The 19279-nt window shown below is 61.8% G+C and carries 19 protein-coding genes and 1 tRNA gene; 9 read left to right on the top strand and 11 right to left on the bottom strand.

Annotated features, from left to right (window positions below; all coding sequences use genetic code 11):
* Window position 1 precedes the first annotated feature (1 nt).
* Together phnH and phnG are read right to left on the bottom strand one after the other, a co-directional pair.
* Window positions 2-610, bottom strand: coding sequence for a phosphonate C-P lyase system protein PhnH (phnH, locus tag GGD57_RS09265; RefSeq protein WP_184468955.1), 609 nt, complete (start codon window positions 608-610; stop codon window positions 2-4).
* Window positions 610-1086, bottom strand: coding sequence for a phosphonate C-P lyase system protein PhnG (gene phnG / locus GGD57_RS09260; protein WP_184468953.1), 477 nt, complete (start codon window positions 1084-1086; stop codon window positions 610-612). Before phnG ends, phnH begins: the two co-directional genes overlap by 1 nt.
* A 117-nt stretch (window positions 1087-1203) precedes the next feature.
* Here phnG and phnF point away from each other — a divergent pair, with 117 nt between their 5' ends.
* Window positions 1204-1941 (top strand): phosphonate metabolism transcriptional regulator PhnF, encoded by a 738-nt coding sequence (gene phnF, locus GGD57_RS09255; protein WP_184468951.1) that lies wholly within the window; start codon window positions 1204-1206, stop codon window positions 1939-1941.
* A 39-nt stretch (window positions 1942-1980) separates the two neighbouring features.
* Here phnF and GGD57_RS09250 read toward each other — a convergent pair whose 3' ends face one another.
* The 6 genes from GGD57_RS09250 to mepA all read right to left on the bottom strand — a co-directional run bounded on the left by GGD57_RS09250 (window position 1981) and on the right by mepA (window position 8005).
* Window positions 1981-2616 (bottom strand): 2,3-bisphosphoglycerate-dependent phosphoglycerate mutase, encoded by a 636-nt coding sequence (locus tag GGD57_RS09250; protein ID WP_184468949.1) that lies wholly within the window; start codon window positions 2614-2616, stop codon window positions 1981-1983.
* A gap of 27 nt (window positions 2617-2643) precedes the next feature.
* The gene (gene dapB / locus GGD57_RS09245; RefSeq protein ID WP_184468947.1) at window positions 2644-3462 is read right to left on the bottom strand and encodes a 4-hydroxy-tetrahydrodipicolinate reductase; all 819 of its coding nucleotides are present in this window, start codon (window positions 3460-3462) and stop codon (window positions 2644-2646) included.
* A gap of 19 nt (window positions 3463-3481) precedes the next feature.
* Window positions 3482-5269 (bottom strand): ABC transporter ATP-binding protein, encoded by a 1788-nt coding sequence (locus tag GGD57_RS09240; protein WP_184468945.1) that lies wholly within the window; start codon window positions 5267-5269, stop codon window positions 3482-3484.
* A 150-nt stretch (window positions 5270-5419) separates the two neighbouring features.
* The gene (locus tag GGD57_RS09235; RefSeq protein WP_184468943.1) at window positions 5420-6445 is read right to left on the bottom strand and encodes a glucokinase; all 1026 of its coding nucleotides are present in this window, start codon (window positions 6443-6445) and stop codon (window positions 5420-5422) included.
* A gap of 17 nt (window positions 6446-6462) precedes the next feature.
* A complete protein-coding gene (locus tag GGD57_RS09230; RefSeq protein WP_003571120.1) occupies window positions 6463-6843 on the bottom strand; it encodes a methylglyoxal synthase in 381 nt (126 codons plus the stop codon).
* An 85-nt stretch (window positions 6844-6928) separates the two neighbouring features.
* Window positions 6929-8005: a penicillin-insensitive murein endopeptidase gene (gene mepA, locus GGD57_RS09225; RefSeq protein ID WP_184468941.1), complete on the bottom strand. Its 1077-nt coding sequence runs from the start codon at window positions 8003-8005 to the stop codon at window positions 6929-6931.
* Between the two features lie 235 nt (window positions 8006-8240).
* Here mepA and GGD57_RS09215 point away from each other — a divergent pair, with 235 nt between their 5' ends.
* From GGD57_RS09215 to pncB, 7 genes are all read left to right on the top strand, one after another.
* Window positions 8241-10073, top strand: coding sequence for an extracellular solute-binding protein (locus GGD57_RS09215; protein WP_184468936.1), 1833 nt, complete (start codon window positions 8241-8243; stop codon window positions 10071-10073).
* A 150-nt stretch (window positions 10074-10223) separates the two neighbouring features.
* Window positions 10224-11312, top strand: a complete 1089-nt coding sequence (locus GGD57_RS09210; protein WP_184468934.1) for a microcin C ABC transporter permease YejB — start codon at window positions 10224-10226, stop codon at window positions 11310-11312.
* Window positions 11312-12460 (top strand): ABC transporter permease, encoded by a 1149-nt coding sequence (locus tag GGD57_RS09205; protein WP_184468932.1) that lies wholly within the window; start codon window positions 11312-11314, stop codon window positions 12458-12460. Before GGD57_RS09210 ends, GGD57_RS09205 begins: the two co-directional genes overlap by 1 nt.
* Entirely contained in the window at window positions 12457-14094 is a 1638-nt protein-coding gene (locus GGD57_RS09200; protein WP_184468930.1) for an ABC transporter ATP-binding protein, read from the top strand. Before GGD57_RS09205 ends, GGD57_RS09200 begins: the two co-directional genes overlap by 4 nt.
* A 7-nt stretch (window positions 14095-14101) precedes the next feature.
* The gene (locus tag GGD57_RS09195; RefSeq protein ID WP_184468928.1) at window positions 14102-15061 is read left to right on the top strand and encodes a 2-hydroxyacid dehydrogenase; all 960 of its coding nucleotides are present in this window, start codon (window positions 14102-14104) and stop codon (window positions 15059-15061) included.
* A 96-nt stretch (window positions 15062-15157) separates the two neighbouring features.
* Window positions 15158-15523 carry a hypothetical protein gene (locus GGD57_RS09190; RefSeq protein ID WP_184468926.1) on the top strand — a complete coding sequence of 122 codons (366 nt, stop codon included), beginning with the start codon at window positions 15158-15160 and terminating at the stop codon, window positions 15521-15523.
* 188 nt (window positions 15524-15711) lie between these two features.
* Window positions 15712-17016 (top strand): nicotinate phosphoribosyltransferase, encoded by a 1305-nt coding sequence (gene pncB / locus GGD57_RS09185; protein WP_184468924.1) that lies wholly within the window; start codon window positions 15712-15714, stop codon window positions 17014-17016.
* On the opposite strand, the gene GGD57_RS09180 is transcribed toward pncB, so the two are convergent.
* Window positions 16998-17237, bottom strand: coding sequence for a CrpP-related protein (locus GGD57_RS09180; protein WP_184468921.1), 240 nt, complete (start codon window positions 17235-17237; stop codon window positions 16998-17000). The genes pncB and GGD57_RS09180 overlap by 19 nt on opposite strands.
* A gap of 423 nt (window positions 17238-17660) precedes the next feature.
* Window positions 17661-17870 carry a KTSC domain-containing protein gene (locus tag GGD57_RS09175; RefSeq protein WP_184468919.1) on the bottom strand — a complete coding sequence of 70 codons (210 nt, stop codon included), beginning with the start codon at window positions 17868-17870 and terminating at the stop codon, window positions 17661-17663.
* A gap of 264 nt (window positions 17871-18134) precedes the next feature.
* On the opposite strand from GGD57_RS09175, the gene GGD57_RS09170 reads away from it, so the two are divergent.
* Window positions 18135-18890 (top strand): hypothetical protein, encoded by a 756-nt coding sequence (locus GGD57_RS09170; protein WP_184468917.1) that lies wholly within the window; start codon window positions 18135-18137, stop codon window positions 18888-18890.
* Between the two features lie 188 nt (window positions 18891-19078).
* Here the strand turns inward: GGD57_RS09170 and GGD57_RS09165 are convergent.
* Window positions 19079-19168: transfer RNA gene (locus tag GGD57_RS09165), tRNA-Ser, on the bottom strand.
* Between the last annotated feature and the right edge of the window lie 111 nt (window positions 19169-19279).

Raw genomic sequence — 19279 nt, 5'->3', positions numbered from 1 at the left:
CTCAGATCTCCGTTGCTGTGATCTTGGTGGTGCGCGGCAGGCAGACGAAGCGTCTGCCCGAGGTCAGCACGACGTCGATGCCGCGCGGAAAGAGCGCGCGATTCTCGGTCCAGAGCCTGAGGAAGGTCTCGGGCAGACCGACAGGAGCGATCTCCACCACGGTCTGGATGCCGGGACCCATCAGCACCAGCCTGCGCCCGCCCTCCAGTTCGGCAAGCTCGATGATCAAGGTCGTCGAACGGTCGGGATATTCCTGCGTGCCCGCCGCAAAAAGCCCGAAGGGGCAAAGCGCGGCGCCGGCTTCGGTGAAGGCAAAGCGTGCTTCGGCTTTTTCGGTGGTCAACGGCGCGCCGGTGTGGAAGCCGAGCCACTCCGGTGCGGCGGATTTCGCCAGTCGCTGGGAAAGCCAAACGGGTGTGTCGTGGTCGCAAAGCGTCAGCGCGATCGCGCCGGCGGCGATGCCGAGCGGTGCCGGCGGCGCGGCATCGGGCTGAACCGTCTGGATCGTCCCGGGGCGGGCCATGCCGTCCATCAGCATCTTGAAGACGCTTTGTGCATGGAAGACCGGCTTGGCAAAGCCGCCGGTCAGGGCTTCTGTCTTCAGGCCCATCAGTTGTCTCCCCGCACCATGGTGAAGAAATCGACGCGGGTTGCCGCCGTCTCGTCGGCCTTGCGGCGCTCAGCAGCGGCGATCCGTCCGGCGATCGGCAAAAGCAGCGCCTGCTCGACGAAATCCTGCGTCGCCTCTTCCTGCCACAGCGCGTCGAAGATCGCCGCAAGCCGGGCCTTCTCGCGGTCGGTGCCGAGCGCCTGCGCATGGCCGACCGAGCCGGAACCGAGCCGGACGGTTGCCCGCGTCACCGTCACTTCGCCGAGATTGAAGGGCGCTCCGCCGCCGCCGATGCGGCCGCGTACCATCACCAGCCCGGTCTCCGGTCCGCGCACCGGATGCGCCGCAGGCTTTTGCGGCAAAGCATCCCAGGCCGCCTGGAGTTCGCTGCGTTCTGCGCGCGCCAGCAGATCGGCGGCGCGTTTGCGCCCGGATGCCGTCTGTGACGCAGCGTCTTTCCTGTCCGCTGATATCATCGCCGCTTCCTTTAAATGTCTATTGATATAGACAACTATACAAGATATACCTACGCTTAAATCGATGTCGTGACAAGCGTGTGACGTCGTCGGCTTGAAATGACGGGTAGGGGTGGCATGGCGGGATTGAAGCAGGTGCAAAGACAGACCGGTGTGGCGCTCTGGCGCCAGATCGCCGATCGGATTCGCGAAGCGATCGGCAACGGAGCCTATGACGAAACCGGAATGGTGCCGCCGGAAACCGTCCTGGCGCTGCAGTTCGGCGTCAACCGGCATACGGTGCGCAGCGCCCTGGCAGCCTTGGCGCAGGAGGGAATCGTCCGTGCGGTACAAGGTCGCGGCACGCTGATCGAGCGTAAGGAGCGGCTGAATTTCCCGATCACGCGGCGCACCCGCTTCACCTCCGGCATCGGCGACCAGGCGCGCGAGATGCGCAGCCTTCTGCTCGATGAGGCGAAGGAGGAAGCAAGCGCCGAGGTTGCCCGCTGGCTGGGCTTGAAGCCGGGAGAACAGGTGATCCGGCTGGAAACATTGCGCCAGGCAGACAAGCGGCCGGTTTCAAAGGCGACGAGCTGGTTTCCTGCCGCACGTTTCGCCGGTATCGGCGCGGCCTATCGCAAGCACGAATCGATCACCAAGGCCTTTGCCGACCTTGGCCTGCCGGACTATGTCAGGGCGACGACCGAAGTGACGGCCGCCCATGCGAACACATCGGATCTGGCCGACCTTGAACTCACCCCCGGCGCGATCCTGCTGATCGCCAAGGCGATGAACACCGATCTCGACGGTGTGCCGGTGCAATATTCGATCAGCCGCTTCGCAGCCGACCGGGTGCAGTTCACCATCGAGAATTGAGGGCAGCCTTCCCCGTCGGGACAGGGAAGGCCACTGGATTCAATGTGCGCCGGACATGTCGCCGAGCACTTCCTTGGAGGCGACGGTAGAATCCGTTTTCAGCTTGTAGACCATCGGGACGCCGGTCGCGAGGTTGAGGGCGAGCACGCCTTCCTTGGTCAGCTTGTCGAGCACCATGACCAGCGAGCGCAGCGAATTGCCGTGTGCTGCGACCAGCACCTTCTCGCCGCGCAGCACGCGCGGCAGGATTTCGGTGAGGTAGTAGGGCCAGACGCGGGCGCCGGTGTCGCGCAGGCTTTCGCCACCCGGAGGCGGCACGTCGTAGGAGCGGCGCCAGATATGCACCTGCTCCTCGCCCCATTTGGCGCGCGCATCGTCCTTGTTGAGGCCGGAGAGATCGCCGTAGTCGCGCTCATTCAGCGCCTGGTCGCGGATCGTCTCGAGATCGGGCTGGCCGACCTTGTCGAGGATGAGCTTCAGCGTGTGCTGGGCGCGCACGAGTGCGGAGGTATAGGCGACGTCGAATTTGATCCCGTATTCGGCAAGTGCGGCGCCGCCGGCTTTGGCTTCCTGGATGCCGAGCTCGGTCAGATCCGGGTCCTTCCAGCCGGTGAAGAGATTCTTCAGGTTCCAGTCGCTCTGGCCGTGGCGAACGAGGACGAGGGTACCGCTCATGAATATGCCTCCGATATGTCGTTATTGCTAGGAAAGCCCGAGTACGTCGAGCATGGAATAGAGACCCGGCTTCTTGTCGCGCGCCCAAAGCGCCGCCTTGATGGCGCCGCGCGCAAAGATCGAGCGGTCTGCTGCGCTGTGCGACAGGGTGACGATTTCGCCTTCGCCGGCGAAGAGCACCGAATGTTCGCCGATGACGGAGCCGCCGCGCAGCGTCGCAAAACCGATCATGCCGGCCTCGCGGGCGCCGGTATGGCCGTCGCGCACCCGGACCGATTTCGAGGCAAGATCGATATTGCGGCCCTTGGCCGCCGCTTCGCCGAGCAGAAGCGCGGTGCCGGAAGGGGCGTCGACTTTGTGCTTGTGGTGCATTTCCAGGACCTCGATGTCCCAATCGACAGGATCGAGCGCCCGCGCCGCCTGCCGGGTCAGCACGCTGAGCAGGTTGACGCCGAGGCTCATATTGCCGGACTTGACGATGCGGGCATGGCGGGCTGCTGCGGCGATTTTCGCATCGTCGTCGGCCGAACAGCCGGTCGTTCCGACGACATGGACGATGCGGGCTTGCGCGGCGAGGCCGCAGAATTCCACGGTTGCACCAGGCGAGGTGAAGTCGAGCACACCTTCGGCATGCAGGAAGGCCTGGAGCGGATCGTCGCCGATAATGACACCGGTCGGCCCGAGGCCGGCAATCTCGCCGGCATCCTTGCCGACAAAGGGCGAGCCGGAGCGCTCGACCGCGGCATGCAGCGTCACGCCTTCCATGGAATGGATGAGCCGGATCAGCGTCTGGCCCATACGCCCGGCTGCGCCAACCACCACCAGTTTCATCGCAGCATCGCTCATGTCAGTCTCTCGTGTCAGGTCAGTTTGAATCGGAGGCAGAGGGCCTCTGCAGGTTGTTGAGGCGAGCGTAAAGACCGTCGCTGACCTTCGCAAGCGTCTCGTGATTGCCTTGCTCGACGACGCGGCCCTGCTGCATGACGACGATCTTGTCGGCGCGTACCACGGTCGAAAGCCGGTGGGCGATGACGACGACGGTGCGTCCGGTCATCGCCTCGTCGAGCGCCTTCTGGACGGCCGCTTCGGATTCGGTGTCGAGGGCCGACGTCGCCTCGTCAAGAAGCAGGATCGGCGCATTGCGCACCAGGGCGCGCGCAATCGACAGCCGCTGGCGCTGGCCGCCCGACAGCGTCACGCCGTTTTCGCCGACTGCCGTCTCGTAACCCTGCGGCTGTGCCGAGATGAAGTCATGCGCATAGGCAAGCCGGGCCGCTTCTTCCACCTCGGCATCCGTCGCTTCCGGCCGGCCGTAGCGAATATTGTCGCGGATCGTGCCCTCGAACAGGTAGGGCTGCTGCGAGACATAAGCGAGCTGTTGGCGCAGCGACTTCTTGGTGATGTGGGCGATGTCCTGTCCATCGATCAGGATTTCGCCTTCGCGCGGATCGTAGAAGCGCGGAATGAGGCTGATGACGGTGGATTTGCCGGCACCCGAGGGGCCGACCAGCGCCGTGGTGGCACCGCCCTCGGCGATGAAGCTGACGCTGCTGAGCACGCTGTCATTGCCGTAGGCAAAGGAAACGTTGCGGAATTCGATCCTCGCCTGCGTCACCGCCAGCGGCTTTGCGTCCGGCAGGTCGCGCTGGCGCGGTTCCATGTCGAGCAGTTCGTAGATCATCCGCGCATTGACGACGGCACGCTCCATCTGCACCTGCAGCCGGGCAAGCCGGCGGGCCGGATCATAGGCAAGCAGCAGCGCCGTGACGAAGGAGAAGAAGGCGCCCGGCGGCACATTGTAATAGATCGAGCGGTAGGCGGCATAGGCGAGCACGCTGGCGACGGCAAAGCCTGCGAAACTCTCGGTCAGCGGAGAAGTGCGTTCGGAAAGCCGGGCAATCCGGTTCGCCCGGCTTTCGGCGCCGGTGATGAGCTTGTTGACCTTGCGCTCCAGCTCGTCTTCCATCGTGAAGGCTTTGACGATGGCGATGCCCTGGATCGTCTCCTGCATGGCGCCGAGCACGTGGCTGTTCAAATGCACCGCCTCGCGGGTCGCCGAGCGCAGCCGCTTGGAAACATAGCGCAGCGCATAAAGCAGCGGCGGCGCCATGATGAATACGGCAAGGCTCAGCAGCGGGTCCTGGAGGACCATCACGCCGATCAGCGAGATGAAGGTCAGCAGGTCGCGCACTGTCGAGGTGATCGTCAGGTTGAGCACGTCGCGGATGCCGCTGACGTTCTGGCTCACCTGTGCGGCGATATGGGCAGAGCGCGCCTCGCTGAAGAAGCCGACCGATAGCGTCATCAGATGCGAATAGAGCCGGCGCTGGTAACGTGCGACGATATTGTTGCCGACCTTGGAAAGCGCCACCGCCTGGCCGTAGCTCGCAAAACCGCGCAGCACGAAGGCGATGAAGATCGAAAGACAGATGATCCAGACGACGTCGGCACGGCGGTTGGCGAAGGCCTCATCGATGATCGCTCGCATGATCCAGGCGGTAAACGCCGTCGAAAGCGCCACCACGATGAGACAGACGATCGCAAAGACATAGCCCCAGAGATGATCGCGGCCGTTTTCAGCGATGATGCGCTTCAGGATGCCGGTTACGGTATCGCTGCTGACGCCCTGCGTTCTGCTTTCCGCCGCTTCCAAAAATGAGGTTTCCTGTCTCGGATCAAGCGCTCGCGAAGGCGAGGCGCACTTTTGCGGGGTCTATAAAGAGTTGGGACCGGTTTGGCTAGAGCGCCGCGCGTCCGGACGAGACGCGCTCAGGGACGCTCCATTTGCCATGTGCGCCGGCGCCTAACGCCGCCAGCGGCGGCCCTCCGTCGAGACGCCGAAATTGGCGGGCATGCGCGCATAGGAGGACAGCCCGGCAAGCGCTGCCAGCGGGTGCGTCACCACATAGGTCGGGATGGTGCGCAGCAGCGCCGTATGCGGCGCCTTGTCCTCGAAGGCCTGCCGGAATTCCGGCTTTTTCAGCGCCGGGAGGATCTTCTGCGAGATGCCGCCCGAGAGATAGACGCCGCCGCGCGCCATGAACACCATCGCCATGTCGCCGGCCACGCGGCCGAGATAGGTGGCAAACAGCGAGACGGTCTCGACGGCCGCCTTGTCACTGCCGGCAAGCGCGTGCGAGGTGATGTCGGCCGGATCCTTCATCGTCGGCTGGATGCCGTCGACGATGCAGATGGCGTTGTAGAGATTGACGAGGCCGCGCCCGCAAAGGATCTGCTCGGCCGAGACTCGGCCTTCGATCGTCTCGATATGCGGAAAGAGCTGATAGTCGCGTTTGCTGCGCGGCCCGAGATCGACATGGCCGCCTTCGCCGGGAACCGGGATCCAGCTGTGCTGTGCATGCACCAGCCCGCCGACGCCGAGCCCGGTGCCCGGTCCGAGCACGACACGGGAAGCGATCATGTCGCCGGTGGCGTCGCCGATGCGTTCGCGGTTCTCATCCGAAAGGGCGGCGACTGCCAGCGCCTGCGCCTCGAAATCGTTGACGACGAGCACGTCCTCGATGCCGAGGCCCTCGATCATCGTCTTTGGCCGCACCACCCAGTCGCAATTGGTCAGCGGGATCTCGTCGTCGTTGATCGGGCCGGCAACCGCAAGGATCGCCGAGCGCGGCTGCACCGCTGTCTTGTCGAGCACACCCTTTTGGATCGCTTCGTCGATCGTGGCAAAATCCGCCGTGCGCACGTTCGGAAACTGCTTCGGCTCGGCATAGGCATCGGTCAGGATGGAGAAGCGGGCATTGGTGCCGCCAATATCGCCGATCAGGATCGGGAAAGGCATGGGAGCGGTGCTGTTGTTCGGTTTTGGCATGGCCGGTTCCGTGCTGATCAGGCTTCGAGTGTCGGAAGAAGTTTTATAGCGGTCGCGTGGTTGAGCGCCATCGGAATATCGTAAACGATGGCGAGCCGCATCAGCGCCTTGACGTCGACATCGTGCGGCATCGGCGTCAAGGGATCGACGAAGAAGATCAGGGCGCCGACCTCGCCGGTGGAAATCAGCGCGCCGATCTGCTGGTCGCCGCCGAGCGGTCCGCTTTTCAGCCTCGTGACGTCGAGATCCGGGGCGGCGTCGAGCACGCGCCCGCCTGTTGTGCCGGTGGCGACGATCTTCCAGCGGGAGAGAAGGTCCCGGTTGGCGCGGGCGAAGTCCGCCATGTCGTCCTTCTTCTGGTCATGCGCAATCAATGCAAGGCATTTGCCGCCAGCCATCAACCCCTCCGCCCGAACAATTCAATCGATTTGACCGCTTCTATACCAACAGTTTGCGATTTGAAAGACAAGGCGCCGGCGCTCCTTACTGGATCGCCGGCTTGTCGTTCGGAACGGGGCCGACATCGGGCAGTTCTCCGTCGGCATCGGCGGCGGGTTCTGCTGCCGGAGCGGCGGTGAGCGCGCTTGCGGCGGAAGGCCCGCCATAGGTGGCGGCCTGCATCGAGGCGACGGGCGCGGCGTCCAGCACGGCGGCGCAGGCCTTCGGCAGATCGGAGACCATCATCTCGCGTGGCGGCTTCGGCGGTTTGGCACCGGGCTTCGGCGGCTTCGGTGCGACCCAGGGTGCCGGCGTGAACCACCAGGCGAGCGACTTGTCGCAGCCGTCGCCGGCGGCAACAGGCGCCTGCGGCGTACATCCCGCAGCCCCGGGCGGGCATTTGATGCGGATGTGGAAATGCGAGTCATGGCCGTATTCCGGCCGGAGCTTGCCGAGATTGGTGCGGTCGCCCCGCCAGGTGTCGCACATCTTCTTCTTGATCGCCGGATTGACGAAGATGCGCTCGACCTCGGGATAGCTCGCCGCCAGCATCAGGAGCCGCGCCCGCGAGTCCGTCCAGACCTTGGGGTCGACGGTCAGGAACTTGTCCTTCTGCAGCATGGTGGTGAAGGGCAGATCCTCGCGCTCCTGGGCGCTCATGCGCCGCGCCGGCATCGGCGTGAACCAGACGTCGGCGTCGAGGCCGATCTGGTGCGAGGCGTGACCATTGAACATCGGCCCGCCGCGCGGCTGGGCGATGTCGCCGACGAGGAGGCCCGGCCAGCCGGCATATTTGACTCCATCCTGCGAAAGCCGCTCGAGCAGCGCGATCATGGCCGGGTTGCCCCAGCGGCGATTGCGCGAAAGCCGCATCGCTTCCCAGGTCGGCCCGTCGGCCGGCAGCGCCACCGCCCCCGTCATGCAGCCCTTTGCGTAAAAGCCGATCGGCTGCGCCGGTCCCTGCGTCGGCAGGCTGACGGCGCCGAACTGCCCCTTGGCACTGCCGGGGCTCGGCGTCTTCTGCTCGGCGCCGACATCACCGACGGCAAGGCTTGCGCCGATTACGCCGGCAAGCGTCAGTTTGCCGAATGTCCTGAAAGCCTGAGCGAAGCCGAAAGCCATACTGTTTCCTTGAAGCGCTGCCGAAGTGATTTGCCGCGAATCTACCGTGAAAAGCGATTTTGGTGAATCGATGTTTTGGCTGGCGGAGACAGGCCGCGACGGTGACGGATCGCCGCAGCGTGTGCGGCCAAGCAAGGTCAAAATTTCGCGAGCCCGGCAAAAACCAAACTCTCTCCTGTTTTTCGCCTGCATTTTTCGTATTGTCGAACCCACCAATAATGAGGGGAAAGCGTGAATGGCGGCTTTGTGGTCGAAGATCGGTTTGTTTCTGACGCTTGCGGGGGCTCTGGCGCCGTTGACGGCAACGGCTGAGGATCAGCCGTTTCAGATCGGAAGTTCGGTCGTCAGCCAGATGAAGTACAAGCCGGGCTTTGCACATTTCGACTACGTCAATCCCGATGCTCCGAAAATTGGAAATCTCCGTCTTTCCGCAAGCGGTGCTTTCGACACTTTCAATCCTCTGCTTGCAAAGGGCCAGACAGCCGTAGGCCTGTCGCTTGTTTACGACACGTTGCTGAAGCCGGCCGATGACGAACTTCTCGTATCTTACGGCCTGCTTGCCGAAGGGCTCTCCGTTCCCGATGACGTATCGAGCGCGACCTTTCGGCTGCGGAAGGAAGCGAAATGGGCCGATGGTCAGGCGGTGACGCCCGAGGACGTCATCTTCAGCCTTGATAAGACCAAGGACCTGAATCCGCTTGCCGGCAATTATTATCAGCATGTCGTCAAAGCGGAAAAAACCGGCGAGCGTGACGTCACCTTTACCTTCGACGAAAAGAACAATCGTGAACTGCCGAATATTCTCGGCCAGCTGATGGTCGTCCCCAAACATTGGTGGGAAGCCCCGGGACCGGACGGCAAACCGCGCGACATTACCAAGACGACGCTGGAGCCCGTGATGGGATCCGGACCGTACAAGATCGCGTCCTTCTCGCCCGGCGCCACGATCCGTTATGAACTGCGTGACGACTATTGGGGCAAGGACCTCAATGTGAATGTCGGCCAGAACAATTTCCGCAACGTCATCTATACTTATTTCGGTGATCGGGATGTCGAGTTCGAAGCCTTTCGCGCCGGCAACAGCGACTATTGGCAGGAAACCACCGCTGCCCGCTGGGCGACGGGATATGATTTTCCCGCGGTGAAGGAAGGACGCATCAAGAGAGAAGAAGTTACAAACCCGCTGCGCGCCACCGGCATCATGCAGGCTCTTGTGCCCAACATGCGGCGTGACCTCTTCAAGGACATCAAGGTTCGCGAGGCCTTGAACTACGGGTTCGATTTCGAGGAGTTGAACCGCACCGTTGCTTTCAACAGCTACAAACGCATCGACAGCTATTTCTGGAACACCGAGCTTGCCTCTTCCGGCCTGCCGCAGGGCAGAGAACTGGAAATTCTGCAGGGCATGAAGGACAAGGTGCCGGCAGAAATATTCACCTCGCCTTATACCAATCCCGTCGGCGGCGATCCGCAGAAGAGCCGCGACAATCTCCGCAAGGCGATCGCGCTCCTGAAAGAAGCCGGCTGGGAGCTGAAGGGCAACCGCATGGTCAACAGCAAAACCGGCCAGCCGATGAGTTTTGAGATCCTGTTGTCGAGCCCGATGCTGGAGCGCTGGGCGGTGCCTTATGCCAGCAATCTCAAGAAAATCGGCATCGATGCGCGGGTCCGCACAGTCGATGCCTCGCAAGCTGTCAACCGCGAACGCAGCTTCGACTATGATATGATCTGGAATGTCTGGGCGGAAACCATGAATCCGGGCAACGAACAGGCCGACTATTGGGGCTCCGGTTCGGTCAACCAGCAGGGCTCTCGCAACTATGCCGGTATTGCCAACCCGGCCGTCGACGAGCTTATCCGCATGATCATCTTCGCGCCGAACCGCAATGAACAGGTCGCGGCGATCAAGGCGATGGACCGGGTATTGCTGGCAAACCACTACGTCATCCCGCTGTTCTATCGCGATACCTATAACGTCGCCTATTGGAACAGCGTCACCCATCCGGCCGAGTTTCCGGCATACAGCCTTGGTTTCCTCGATGCCTGGTGGTCGACCTCGGCGAAATGAGCGGGCTTGCATTGCAGGGGGCCTCGGCTCCAAATGGCACAAGCGAATCACGACAAGCCGGCGAGGCCGGCAAGGGAAGGCTGACGGATTGAGCGGCATTGAACTGGACGGCAGGCAGGCAAGAAGACCATGTCCGGAGGCTGAAGGCTGATGGGTGCTTATATCATTCGCCGACTGCTTCTGATGATCCCGACCATTATCGGCATCATGGCGATTTCCTTCACTGTCATTCAATTCGCCCCCGGCGGCCCCGTCGAGCAGGTCATCGCCCAATTGACCGGTCAGGCCGACAGTGCCGACCAGCGCCTGTCCGGTGGCGGCGATCTGCTCGGTGATGGAGGAGGGGACGAAGGCTCCAAATATCGCGGCGCCCAGGGGCTCGATCCGGAGCTGATCGCCAAGCTCGAAAAGCAATTCGGCTTCGACAAGCCGCCGCTGACGCGGTTCGGCGAAATGATGTGGAACTACATCCGCTTCGATTTCGGCGAGAGCTTCTTCCGCAACACCACGGTGCTCGACCTCGTCAAGGAAAAGCTGCCGGTGTCGATCTCGCTCGGCATCTGGATCCTGATCTTCTCCTATGCCATCTCCATCCCGCTCGGCATCCGCAAGGCGGTGAAGGATGGATCGACCTTCGATGTCTGGACGTCGGGCGTCATCGTCATCGGTTACGCCGTGCCGAGCTTCCTTTTCGGCATTCTCTTGATCGTGCTATTCGCAGGCGGCTCCTTCTACGACTGGTTTCCGCTGCGCGGCCTCATCTCCGACAATTTCGATCAGCTGGCCTGGTGGCAGAAGCCGCTCGACTATTTCTGGCACCTCACCTTGCCGCTGATCTCGCTGTCGCTCGCCGCCTTCGCCACCACGACGCTTCTGACCAAGAATTCCTTCATCGAGGAGATCAAGAAGCAATATGTCGTTACCGCCCGGGCCAAGGGCCTGAATGAGCGGCAGGTGCTCTACGGCCATGTCTTCCGCAACGCCATGCTGATCATCATCGCCGGTTTTCCCGGCGCCTTCATCTCCGCTTTCTTCACCGGCTCGCTGCTGATCGAGAACATTTTCTCGCTGGATGGCCTCGGCCGCCTCGGTTACCTGTCGGTGGTCAACCGGGATTACCCGATCGTCTTCGCGACCCTCTACATCTTCTCGCTGCTCGGCCTCGCCGTCAGCCTGATCTCCGACCTCATCTACACCTGGATCGATCCGCGCATCGATTTCGAGCGGAGGGATGTCTGATGGACGCCGCCGCAAAGCCTGCCGTCGCAACCCCCGTCAAGCCGCCACGCAAGGGGCTGCTGTCGCCGACCAACATCCGCCGCTGGAAGAATTTCCGCGCAAACGGCCGTGGTTACTGGTCCTTGTGGCTGTTCCTGCTGCTGTTCGTGCTCAGCCTGTTTGCCGAACTCCTCGCCAACGACCGGCCGATCATTGCTTCCTACAAGGGCGAAATCCTCTTTCCCGTGCTGATCAATTACCCCGAGGAGAAGTTCGGCGGCTTCCTTGCCGAAACCGACTATCGCTCCTCGGTGATATCGGACGAGATCAATGCCAATGGCTGGATGATCTGGCCGCCGATCCGTTACTCCTACCGCTCGGTCAACTCGAACATTCCGCATTCGGCGCCGACCGCTCCCTTCTGGCTGATGAGCAAGGAGGAGCGCTGCTCCGGTTATCCGCAAGGCGTGAACGATCCCGGCTGCACCTTCGGCAATCTGAACTGGCTCGGTACCGACGACCAGGCCCGCGACGTGCTGGCGCGCGTCATCTACGGCTTCCGCATATCGGTGCTCTTCGGCCTGGCGCTGACCATCTGCTCGGCGATCATCGGCGTGACGGCCGGGGCCGTGCAGGGTTATTTCGGCGGCTGGACCGATCTGCTTCTGCAGCGCTTCATCGAGATCTGGTCGTCGATGCCGGTGCTTTACATCCTGCTGATCATCGCCGCCATTCTGCCGCCCGGCTTCTTCGTGCTGCTCGGCATCATGCTGCTCTTTTCCTGGGTCGGCTTCGTCGGCGTGGTGCGCGCCGAATTCCTGCGCGCCCGCAATTTCGAATATGTCCGCGCCGCCCGCGCTCTCGGCGTCAACAACCGCACCATCATGTGGCGCCACCTGCTGCCGAACGCCATGGTGGCGACGCTGACCTTCCTGCCCTTCATCCTCTCCGGCTCGATCACGACGCTGACCTCGCTCGATTTCCTCGGCTTCGGCATGCCGCCGGGCTCCCCCTCGCTCGGCGAGATGATCGCCCAGGGCAAATCCAACCTGCAGGCGCCCTGGCTCGGGCTGACGGCCTTCTTTGCCATGTCGATCATGCTATCCCTGCTGATCTTCATCGGCGAAGCCGTGCGCGATGCCTTCGATCCGAGGAAGACGTTTCAATGAGTGACATGACAGAACCGCTCCTTTCCGTCCGCGATCTCTCGGTTGCCTTCCACCAGGGCGGTGAGACGTCGCTCGCCGTCGATCGCATCTCCTTCGATATCGCCAAGGGCGAGGTCGTGGCGCTTGTCGGCGAATCCGGCTCCGGCAAGTCGGTCTCGGCCAATTCGATCCTGCGGCTCCTGCCTTATCCCTCGGCAAGCCATCCCTCCGGCGAGATCATCTTCAAGGGCACGGACCTTCTGAAGGCGTCGGAGCGGACACTGCGGGAGGTCCGCGGCAACGACATCACCATGATTTTCCAGGAGCCGATGACCTCGCTCAATCCGCTTCATTCGATCGAGAAGCAGATCGCCGAGATCCTGGCGCTGCACCAGGGTCTCAGCGGTCAGGCGGCGCGGGAGCGCGTGCTGGAATTGTTGAACCAGGTCGGCATCCGCGAGCCGGAAAAGCGGTTGAAGGCCTATCCGCACGAACTGTCGGGCGGCCAGCGCCAGCGCGTCATGATCGCCATGGCGCTTGCCAACCGGCCGGAACTGCTGATTGCCGACGAGCCGACCACCGCGCTCGATGTCACCGTACAGGCGCAGATCCTCGAATTGCTGCGGCAGCTGAAGGCCGTACACGGCATGTCGATGCTGTTCATCACCCATGATCTCGGCATTGTCCGCAAATTCGCCGATCGCGTCTGCGTCATGACCAAGGGCAGGATCGTCGAGACCGGAACGGTCGAGGAGGTCTTCGCCAATCCGAAACACGAATACACCCGCCATCTCCTCGCCTCCGAACCGCGCGGCGAGCCGCCGCTCGCCGATTCCTCGAAGCCGGTGGTGATGGAAGGCTCGGACATCCGCGTCTGGTTCCCGATCAAGGCGGGGCTGATGCGCCGCGTCGTCGATCACGTCAAGGCGGTCGACGGCATCGACCTTTCGCTGCGCGCCGGCCAGACGCTCGGCGTCGTCGGCGAATCCGGTTCCGGCAAGACCACGCTCGGCCTGGCGCTCACCCGGCTGATTTCCTCGCAAGGGCGGATCGCCTTTGTCGGCAAGGACATAGCCGGCTATTCATTCAATGAAATGCGGCCGTTGCGCAACCAGCTGCAGATCGTCTTCCAGGATCCTTACGGCTCGCTCAGCCCGCGCATGTCGGTCGGCGATATCATCGCCGAAGGGCTGAAGGTGCACGAGCGATCCCTGACGGCGGAGGAACGCGATCAGCGCGTCTGCTGGGCGCTGGAGGAAGTCGGCCTCGATCCCTTGACCCGCTGGCGTTATCCGCACGAATTCTCCGGCGGCCAGCGCCAGCGCATCGCCATTGCCCGCGCCATGGTGCTGAAGCCGCGTTTCGTCATGCTCGACGAGCCGACTTCGGCGCTCGATATGAGCGTGCAGGCCCAGGTGGTCGATCTCTTGCGCGATCTGCAGCAGAAGCACGATCTCGCCTATCTCTTCATCAGCCACGACCTGAAAGTGGTGAAGGCGCTTGCCAACGACGTCATCGTCATGCGTTTCGGCAAAGTGGTGGAGCAGGGCCCGTCGTCTGAAATCTTCCGCGCGCCGAAGGATGATTACACCAGGGCGCTGATGGCCGCCGCCTTCAACATCGAGGCGGTGCCGACGCCCGCCGTCCAGCAGTAAAGAGATCATGTCCGCACGTCCTCCCATTCTCGTCGATATCAAGTTCAATCCCGAAGGCGTCGCCCGGGTGCTGAAGACGGCCTTTGCCGATCGCGGCAGCGTCAATCTCGCCGATCCGGCCGATCGGTCGCGCGATCTGCGCGAGGCCGAATATGCGCTGCTCTGGAAGCCGGACGCCGACCTTTTCGCGCGGGCGCCGAACCTCAAGGTGATTTTCTCTGGCGGCGCCGGCGTCGACCATATCATCGGCATGGCCGGCCTGCCCGAGATCCCGATCGTCCGCTTCGTCGACCGCAGCCTGACGACCCGCATGAGCGAATGGGTGGTCATGCAATGCCTGATGCATCTGCGCGGGCAATCCGCCCATGACAGCCACCAGCGGCAGCGCCAATGGGCCAAGCTGATCGCGCCTGAGGCGGCGGAGGTGACGGTCGGCGTCATGGGCCTCGGCATTCTCGGGCTGGATGCGGTCGCCAAGCTGAAGGTTATGGGTTTTAACGTCATCGGCTGGTCGCGTACCCGCAAAGAGATCGCCGGCGTCGAAACCTTCGATGCCGGTGAGTTGGATGGGTTCCTCAGAAAGACCGACATCCTCGTCGGCCTGTTGCCGCTGACGCCTGAGACGACAGGCTTCTATGATAGCGGGCTATTCAAAAAGCTCCGCAGCAACGGCGCGCTGGGAGGCCCGGTCTTCATCAATGCCGGCCGCGGCAAGAGCCAGGTCGAAGCCGATATCGTTTCCGCCGTCCGCGACGGTACACTCGGCGGCGCTTCCCTCGATGTCTTCGAGGTGGAGCCGCTTGGTCCCGACAACCCGTTATGGGCGTTGGAGAATGTCTTCATCACGCCGCATGACGCGGCGGTCTCCGAAGAAAACGCCCTGTTCCGTCACGTCGAGGCGCAGATCGCCCGTTTCGAACGCGGCGAACCGCTGCAATTCGTCGTCGACCGCGCCGTCGGCTATTAAGCTCCTCCCGGAACCTTCCAGACCCCCACCCGTTTCCTCTGCTGAGATTCTTCGCCGGCCGGATATCCATACCGGTCACGACAGCGGAAGGAGACGATGATGGCGCATCAGACGGAAACACGCTGGGAAAAGTCCGACGGCAAGCTTCATCGGGAAGAGCAGATCCCGCCGGTGAAGGCAAGGCAGGGGCGCACGGGTTATCGCATCCTGCTGGTACTGCTTGCCGCGCTCGTACTGGCTTTCGTGGTCTGGATCCCGGTCGAGATCTGGGGCAAGCGCGAAGCAAACGAGGTGGCGCCGCAGCAGCCCGGCCAGCAGCTGCAGTCGCAGCAGCCCGCTACGGCACCTGCGCCAACGCTGCAGAACGGCACTGCGGTTCCGACCGAGACTGAGAACACGGCTCCGGCCGCCCCAGGCGCTACGCCTGCAACGCCGGCCCAACCTGCCGCGCCGGCGCAATGAGCGTCCGACAGATGATCTCGCGTCTCCCGCCGCCGTATCGCGGCGGGACGTTTATTGATTTGTCTGGACTTTCTCTGCCGATTTTTCGATAAGAAGGCGCACGAGCCGGTTTCGTGCGCCGGCCCCGCACTTGGCAGCACTCGGGAACTCGGCAGCACCTGACCGGAGTGGACAGGGGCAGGGATTTCATGGCCAAGACCGATATCGCGAGACGTGTCTACAATCACGCTTGGAAACTCGATCCGATCGTCCGCAGCCTGATCGATACCGATTTCTATAAGCTGCTGATGCTGCAGATGATCTGGAAGCTCTATCCCGACGTGAACGCGTCCTTCACTCTCATCAACCGCACCAAGCGTGTGCGCCTCGCCGATGAGATCGACGAAGGCGAATTGCGCGAACAGCTCGACCATGCCCGCACGCTGAAACTCTCCAAGAAGGAGATGATCTGGCTGGCGGGTAACAGCTTCTACGGCCGTGCCCAGATCTTCGAGCCGGAATTCCTCGCCTGGCTTTCCAACTTCCAGCTTCCCGAATACGAGCTGTCGAAGAAGGATGGGCAATATGTTCTGGATTTCCACGGGTCCTGGAAAGAAACCACCATGTGGGAGATCCCGGCGCTCGCCATCGTCAACGAGTTGCGGTCGCGCTCGGCGATGAAGGCGCTCGGTCCCTTCACCCTCGACGTGCTCTATGCCCGCGCCAAGGCGAAGATGTGGTCTAAGGTCGAACGGCTGAAGGAACTGCCCGGCCTGCGCATCTCCGATTTCGGCACCCGCCGCCGCCACAGTTTCCTCTGGCAGCGCTGGTGCGTCGAGGCGCTGAAGGAAGGCATCGGCCCGGCCTTTACCGGCACCAGTAACGTATTGCTGGCGATGGATTCCGATCTCGAGGCCGTCGGCACCAATGCCCACGAACTGCCGATGGTGGCTGCCGCCCTCGCGCAAACCGACGAGCAGCTGCGCAATGCGCCCTACAAGATCCTGCGCGACTGGAACAAGCTTTATGGCGGCAATCTTCTGATCGTCCTGCCGGATGCCTTCGGCACCGCTGCCTTCCTGCGCGACGCGCCGGAATGGGTCGCCGACTGGACAGGCTTCCGCCCGGACAGCGCGCCGCCGATCGAAGGCGGCGAGAAGATCATCGACTGGTGGAAGAAGATGGGCCGCGACCCGCGCCAGAAGCTCTTGATCTTCTCCGACGGTCTCGATGTCGACGCCATCATCGATACCTACCGGCATTTCGAAGGCCGCGTGCGCATGAGCTTCGGCTGGGGCACCAATCTGACCAACGATTTTGCCGGCTGCGCGCCGACAGAAATCTCCGGCCTCAATCCGATCTCCGTCGTCTGCAAGGTCAGCGACGCTAATGGCCGTCCAGCGGTAAAACTTTCCGACAATCCGCAGAAGGCGACCGGCGAACCGTCGGAGGTCGAACGCTACCTGAAATTCTTCGGCGCCGAAGACAGGATCGATCAGACCGTTCTGGTGTAGCTCTGCGACAAGGCGCCGCCATCCCGTGGCGCATTGCCATGCCCTGCCATCGCATCCTCGATCGACCAGCCGAATCGCCAGGCGTCGAACATCGAGTACCATTCCTGGAAGTCGGTGATCGGCAGGATATCCGGTTTCGACATCGGATTGTCGTCCAGGCTGCGGCCGCGCGCACGGTCCCGTACACCACGCTCCTGCATCTCAAGCAGAGTCTCGAACATCGTCACCCCCCGGGTCCTATCCGATAGGATTTATGCAATCATGCTAATAAAGCGTTGTCGAGTCCGGATTCGATAATTCGGGTTTTTCACAGGATTAGCCCCATTGCGCTAATTCAGGGTGAGCGGAATTGGAACCGGCCGATACCGGTCAAACAAGAAGCCTCATGGCGCCGGAGGACCGCTCAGGCGGTGCATCATGCGCCACACGCATCTTGTGACGGGGAGGCTCGGCTTCCTGGCTGGGGTCCGCCGCCAAGCCTCCCGGGCTGGCCGACCTTGAACAGGCTGGCAGCACCGACACGTTGCCGCGTTCCGGCCGGTACGATCCAACCAAGATGTTATCGATGGTTGACCGCCGGTTAATATCCACCGGACCTGTTCCGATCCCGCGCAGTTCTGCGCTGCGCGGCATCCTTCGGCTGGTCAGGCGGCCAGTCTGCGAAACCGGGTTCTGATCCGGTCGAGGTAATAGTGGCCGGGAGACGGCGCTGCCGTCATCGCATGGGCTTCCGAGGAGGGAACACCGCCGAACAGGCGCTCCTCGCCATTCTTGAAACAAATCCTCAGCCGTCCGTCTTCCTGGCTGAAATAGACGGATTTGATGATCTTCGACTTCACCGAAAGTTCTTCCACCTGTTTAATCTCCGTTTTTTAATTTGGCAGACGGTAAACCCAAACGTGCAAAGACGCGGTGAAGCAGCTTGGTAAAAAATCAGGAATCTTGCCAATGTTATCGGGACGTCAAACGGTACCGTCGCCACACCTCGACACTACGGATTGCTGGCTTCTGCGGGAGAGCGGTACAGGCACTATCTGAAAAGAACGATCGACGTTTGACAGCGCCATATTTTTAATGACGATATCTTCCATCCAGAGATGAGGGATGGCAGGGGTGCAATGTTAGGTGAAGCGATTTCCTTTGTAAGACGTAATCTGTCGTTTGTGTGTGTTGTTGTTGCAGCCAATTGCGCGCTGGTCGCTTTTGATGATTACAGCGGTGGAAACAAAAGTAATTCGGCGCAATTTTTCGTTGCTTTGTCTTTTGGATTCTTCGTTCAGAATGCAATATTAAATGGCGACGGGAAAGTTTCAAACCTGACCGGCAAGCGTGGGTTTGGTGGCTACATCTGGAAGAACTTGCTTATCATGCTGGTCGTCATTGGAATCGGGATTGGTGCCCCAGTCGCATTCGGCGCCGCTTCCCTATCAAAGAACGAATTTCTACTCCTATGTCTTGCGGTGATCTCAATCATCCTTCCGTTGCTCCTTGCCCTTGTCGGAACCTGGCCTATTGCCGGAATTGCGGGCTTCGAGAGCGGGCTTTCAGCTGCCTTCAGCCGGGGGAAAAGCGGTTTCGTTCCCACCTTTTTGCGGCTGTTTGCCGGGCTTGTTCTTCCTTTCATCGGTGCTTTGATATTGATGACGGCAGCAGCATCGATGTCATACGAAGCCGATAGCATCTTCTCGGACGGAAAACTGAACCTCATCGCTTTGGCGATACTGATGATTTGCCAGTCGGCGTCGACATTCGGCCTGTGCTATGTTTCGATCGTCCTGGCTCGCAAACTGCTGAGTTCCGGGGCTCCGCGGCCAATCGGAGGACGTCAAGGGAATGCCATCGCAGCGACGAGCGTCTCGGAAATTTTCGAATAGGACTGACAGTGCCGCACGTCTTTTTTTGGGCGCGCAAAGGACGCTGTAACACTCTGAATCTCGCGTCGGTGCGAAGCATCCGATCTTCGGGCCGACGCGGCGTTGAGCTGCTGCCACACCACACGCAATGGATTGTTACGAAGGCTGGCGCGGCCCTGCGAAGGAAAGGAGCGGCGATTTAACGAATATGGCGGACAAGGTGGGATTCGAACCCACGGTACGCTTTCACGTACACACGCGTTCCAGGCGTGCGCCTTAAACCACTCGGCCACCTGTCCTTCTTGGGCGTTCGCGCCTGGATAGGAGCAAATCGTCGGAACGGGGCGATATATACCGATGAATTTTTGTCGATCAACCGAAATCTAACAGTTTTTTGACTTCTTCAGATA

Source organism: Rhizobium esperanzae (genome assembly GCF_014197615.1).
GTDB lineage: Bacteria > Pseudomonadota > Alphaproteobacteria > Rhizobiales > Rhizobiaceae > Rhizobium > Rhizobium esperanzae_A.
Note: the sequence above shows the minus strand (reverse complement) of the source record. Positions and strands in the feature narration are given on the sequence as shown.

Excerpts from the sequence above, each read along its gene's own strand:
- GGD57_RS09205 (WP_184468932.1), top strand. The coding sequence starts at position 11,312 with ATGGACGCCGCCGCAAAGCCTGCCGTCGCAACCCCCGTCAAGCCGCCA.
- phnG (WP_184468953.1), bottom strand. The coding sequence starts at position 1,086 with ATGATATCAGCGGACAGGAAAGACGCTGCGTCACAGACGGCATCCGGG.
- GGD57_RS09215 (WP_184468936.1), top strand. The coding sequence starts at position 8,241 with ATGGCGGCTTTGTGGTCGAAGATCGGTTTGTTTCTGACGCTTGCGGGG.
- dapB (WP_184468947.1), bottom strand. The coding sequence starts at position 3,462 with ATGAGCGATGCTGCGATGAAACTGGTGGTGGTTGGCGCAGCCGGGCGT.
- GGD57_RS09210 (WP_184468934.1), top strand. The coding sequence starts at position 10,224 with ATGGGTGCTTATATCATTCGCCGACTGCTTCTGATGATCCCGACCATT.
- GGD57_RS09250 (WP_184468949.1), bottom strand. The coding sequence starts at position 2,616 with ATGAGCGGTACCCTCGTCCTCGTTCGCCACGGCCAGAGCGACTGGAAC.
- pncB (WP_184468924.1), top strand. The coding sequence starts at position 15,712 with ATGGCCAAGACCGATATCGCGAGACGTGTCTACAATCACGCTTGGAAA.
- GGD57_RS09195 (WP_184468928.1), top strand. The coding sequence starts at position 14,102 with ATGTCCGCACGTCCTCCCATTCTCGTCGATATCAAGTTCAATCCCGAA.
- GGD57_RS09200 (WP_184468930.1), top strand. The coding sequence starts at position 12,457 with ATGAGTGACATGACAGAACCGCTCCTTTCCGTCCGCGATCTCTCGGTT.
- GGD57_RS09235 (WP_184468943.1), bottom strand. The coding sequence starts at position 6,445 with ATGCCAAAACCGAACAACAGCACCGCTCCCATGCCTTTCCCGATCCTG.
- phnF (WP_184468951.1), top strand. The coding sequence starts at position 1,204 with ATGGCGGGATTGAAGCAGGTGCAAAGACAGACCGGTGTGGCGCTCTGG.
- GGD57_RS09180 (WP_184468921.1), bottom strand. The coding sequence starts at position 17,237 with ATGTTCGAGACTCTGCTTGAGATGCAGGAGCGTGGTGTACGGGACCGT.
- GGD57_RS09170 (WP_184468917.1), top strand. The coding sequence starts at position 18,135 with ATGTTAGGTGAAGCGATTTCCTTTGTAAGACGTAATCTGTCGTTTGTG.
- GGD57_RS09230 (WP_003571120.1), bottom strand. The coding sequence starts at position 6,843 with ATGGCTGGCGGCAAATGCCTTGCATTGATTGCGCATGACCAGAAGAAG.
- phnH (WP_184468955.1), bottom strand. The coding sequence starts at position 610 with ATGGGCCTGAAGACAGAAGCCCTGACCGGCGGCTTTGCCAAGCCGGTC.
- GGD57_RS09190 (WP_184468926.1), top strand. The coding sequence starts at position 15,158 with ATGATGGCGCATCAGACGGAAACACGCTGGGAAAAGTCCGACGGCAAG.
- mepA (WP_184468941.1), bottom strand. The coding sequence starts at position 8,005 with ATGGCTTTCGGCTTCGCTCAGGCTTTCAGGACATTCGGCAAACTGACG.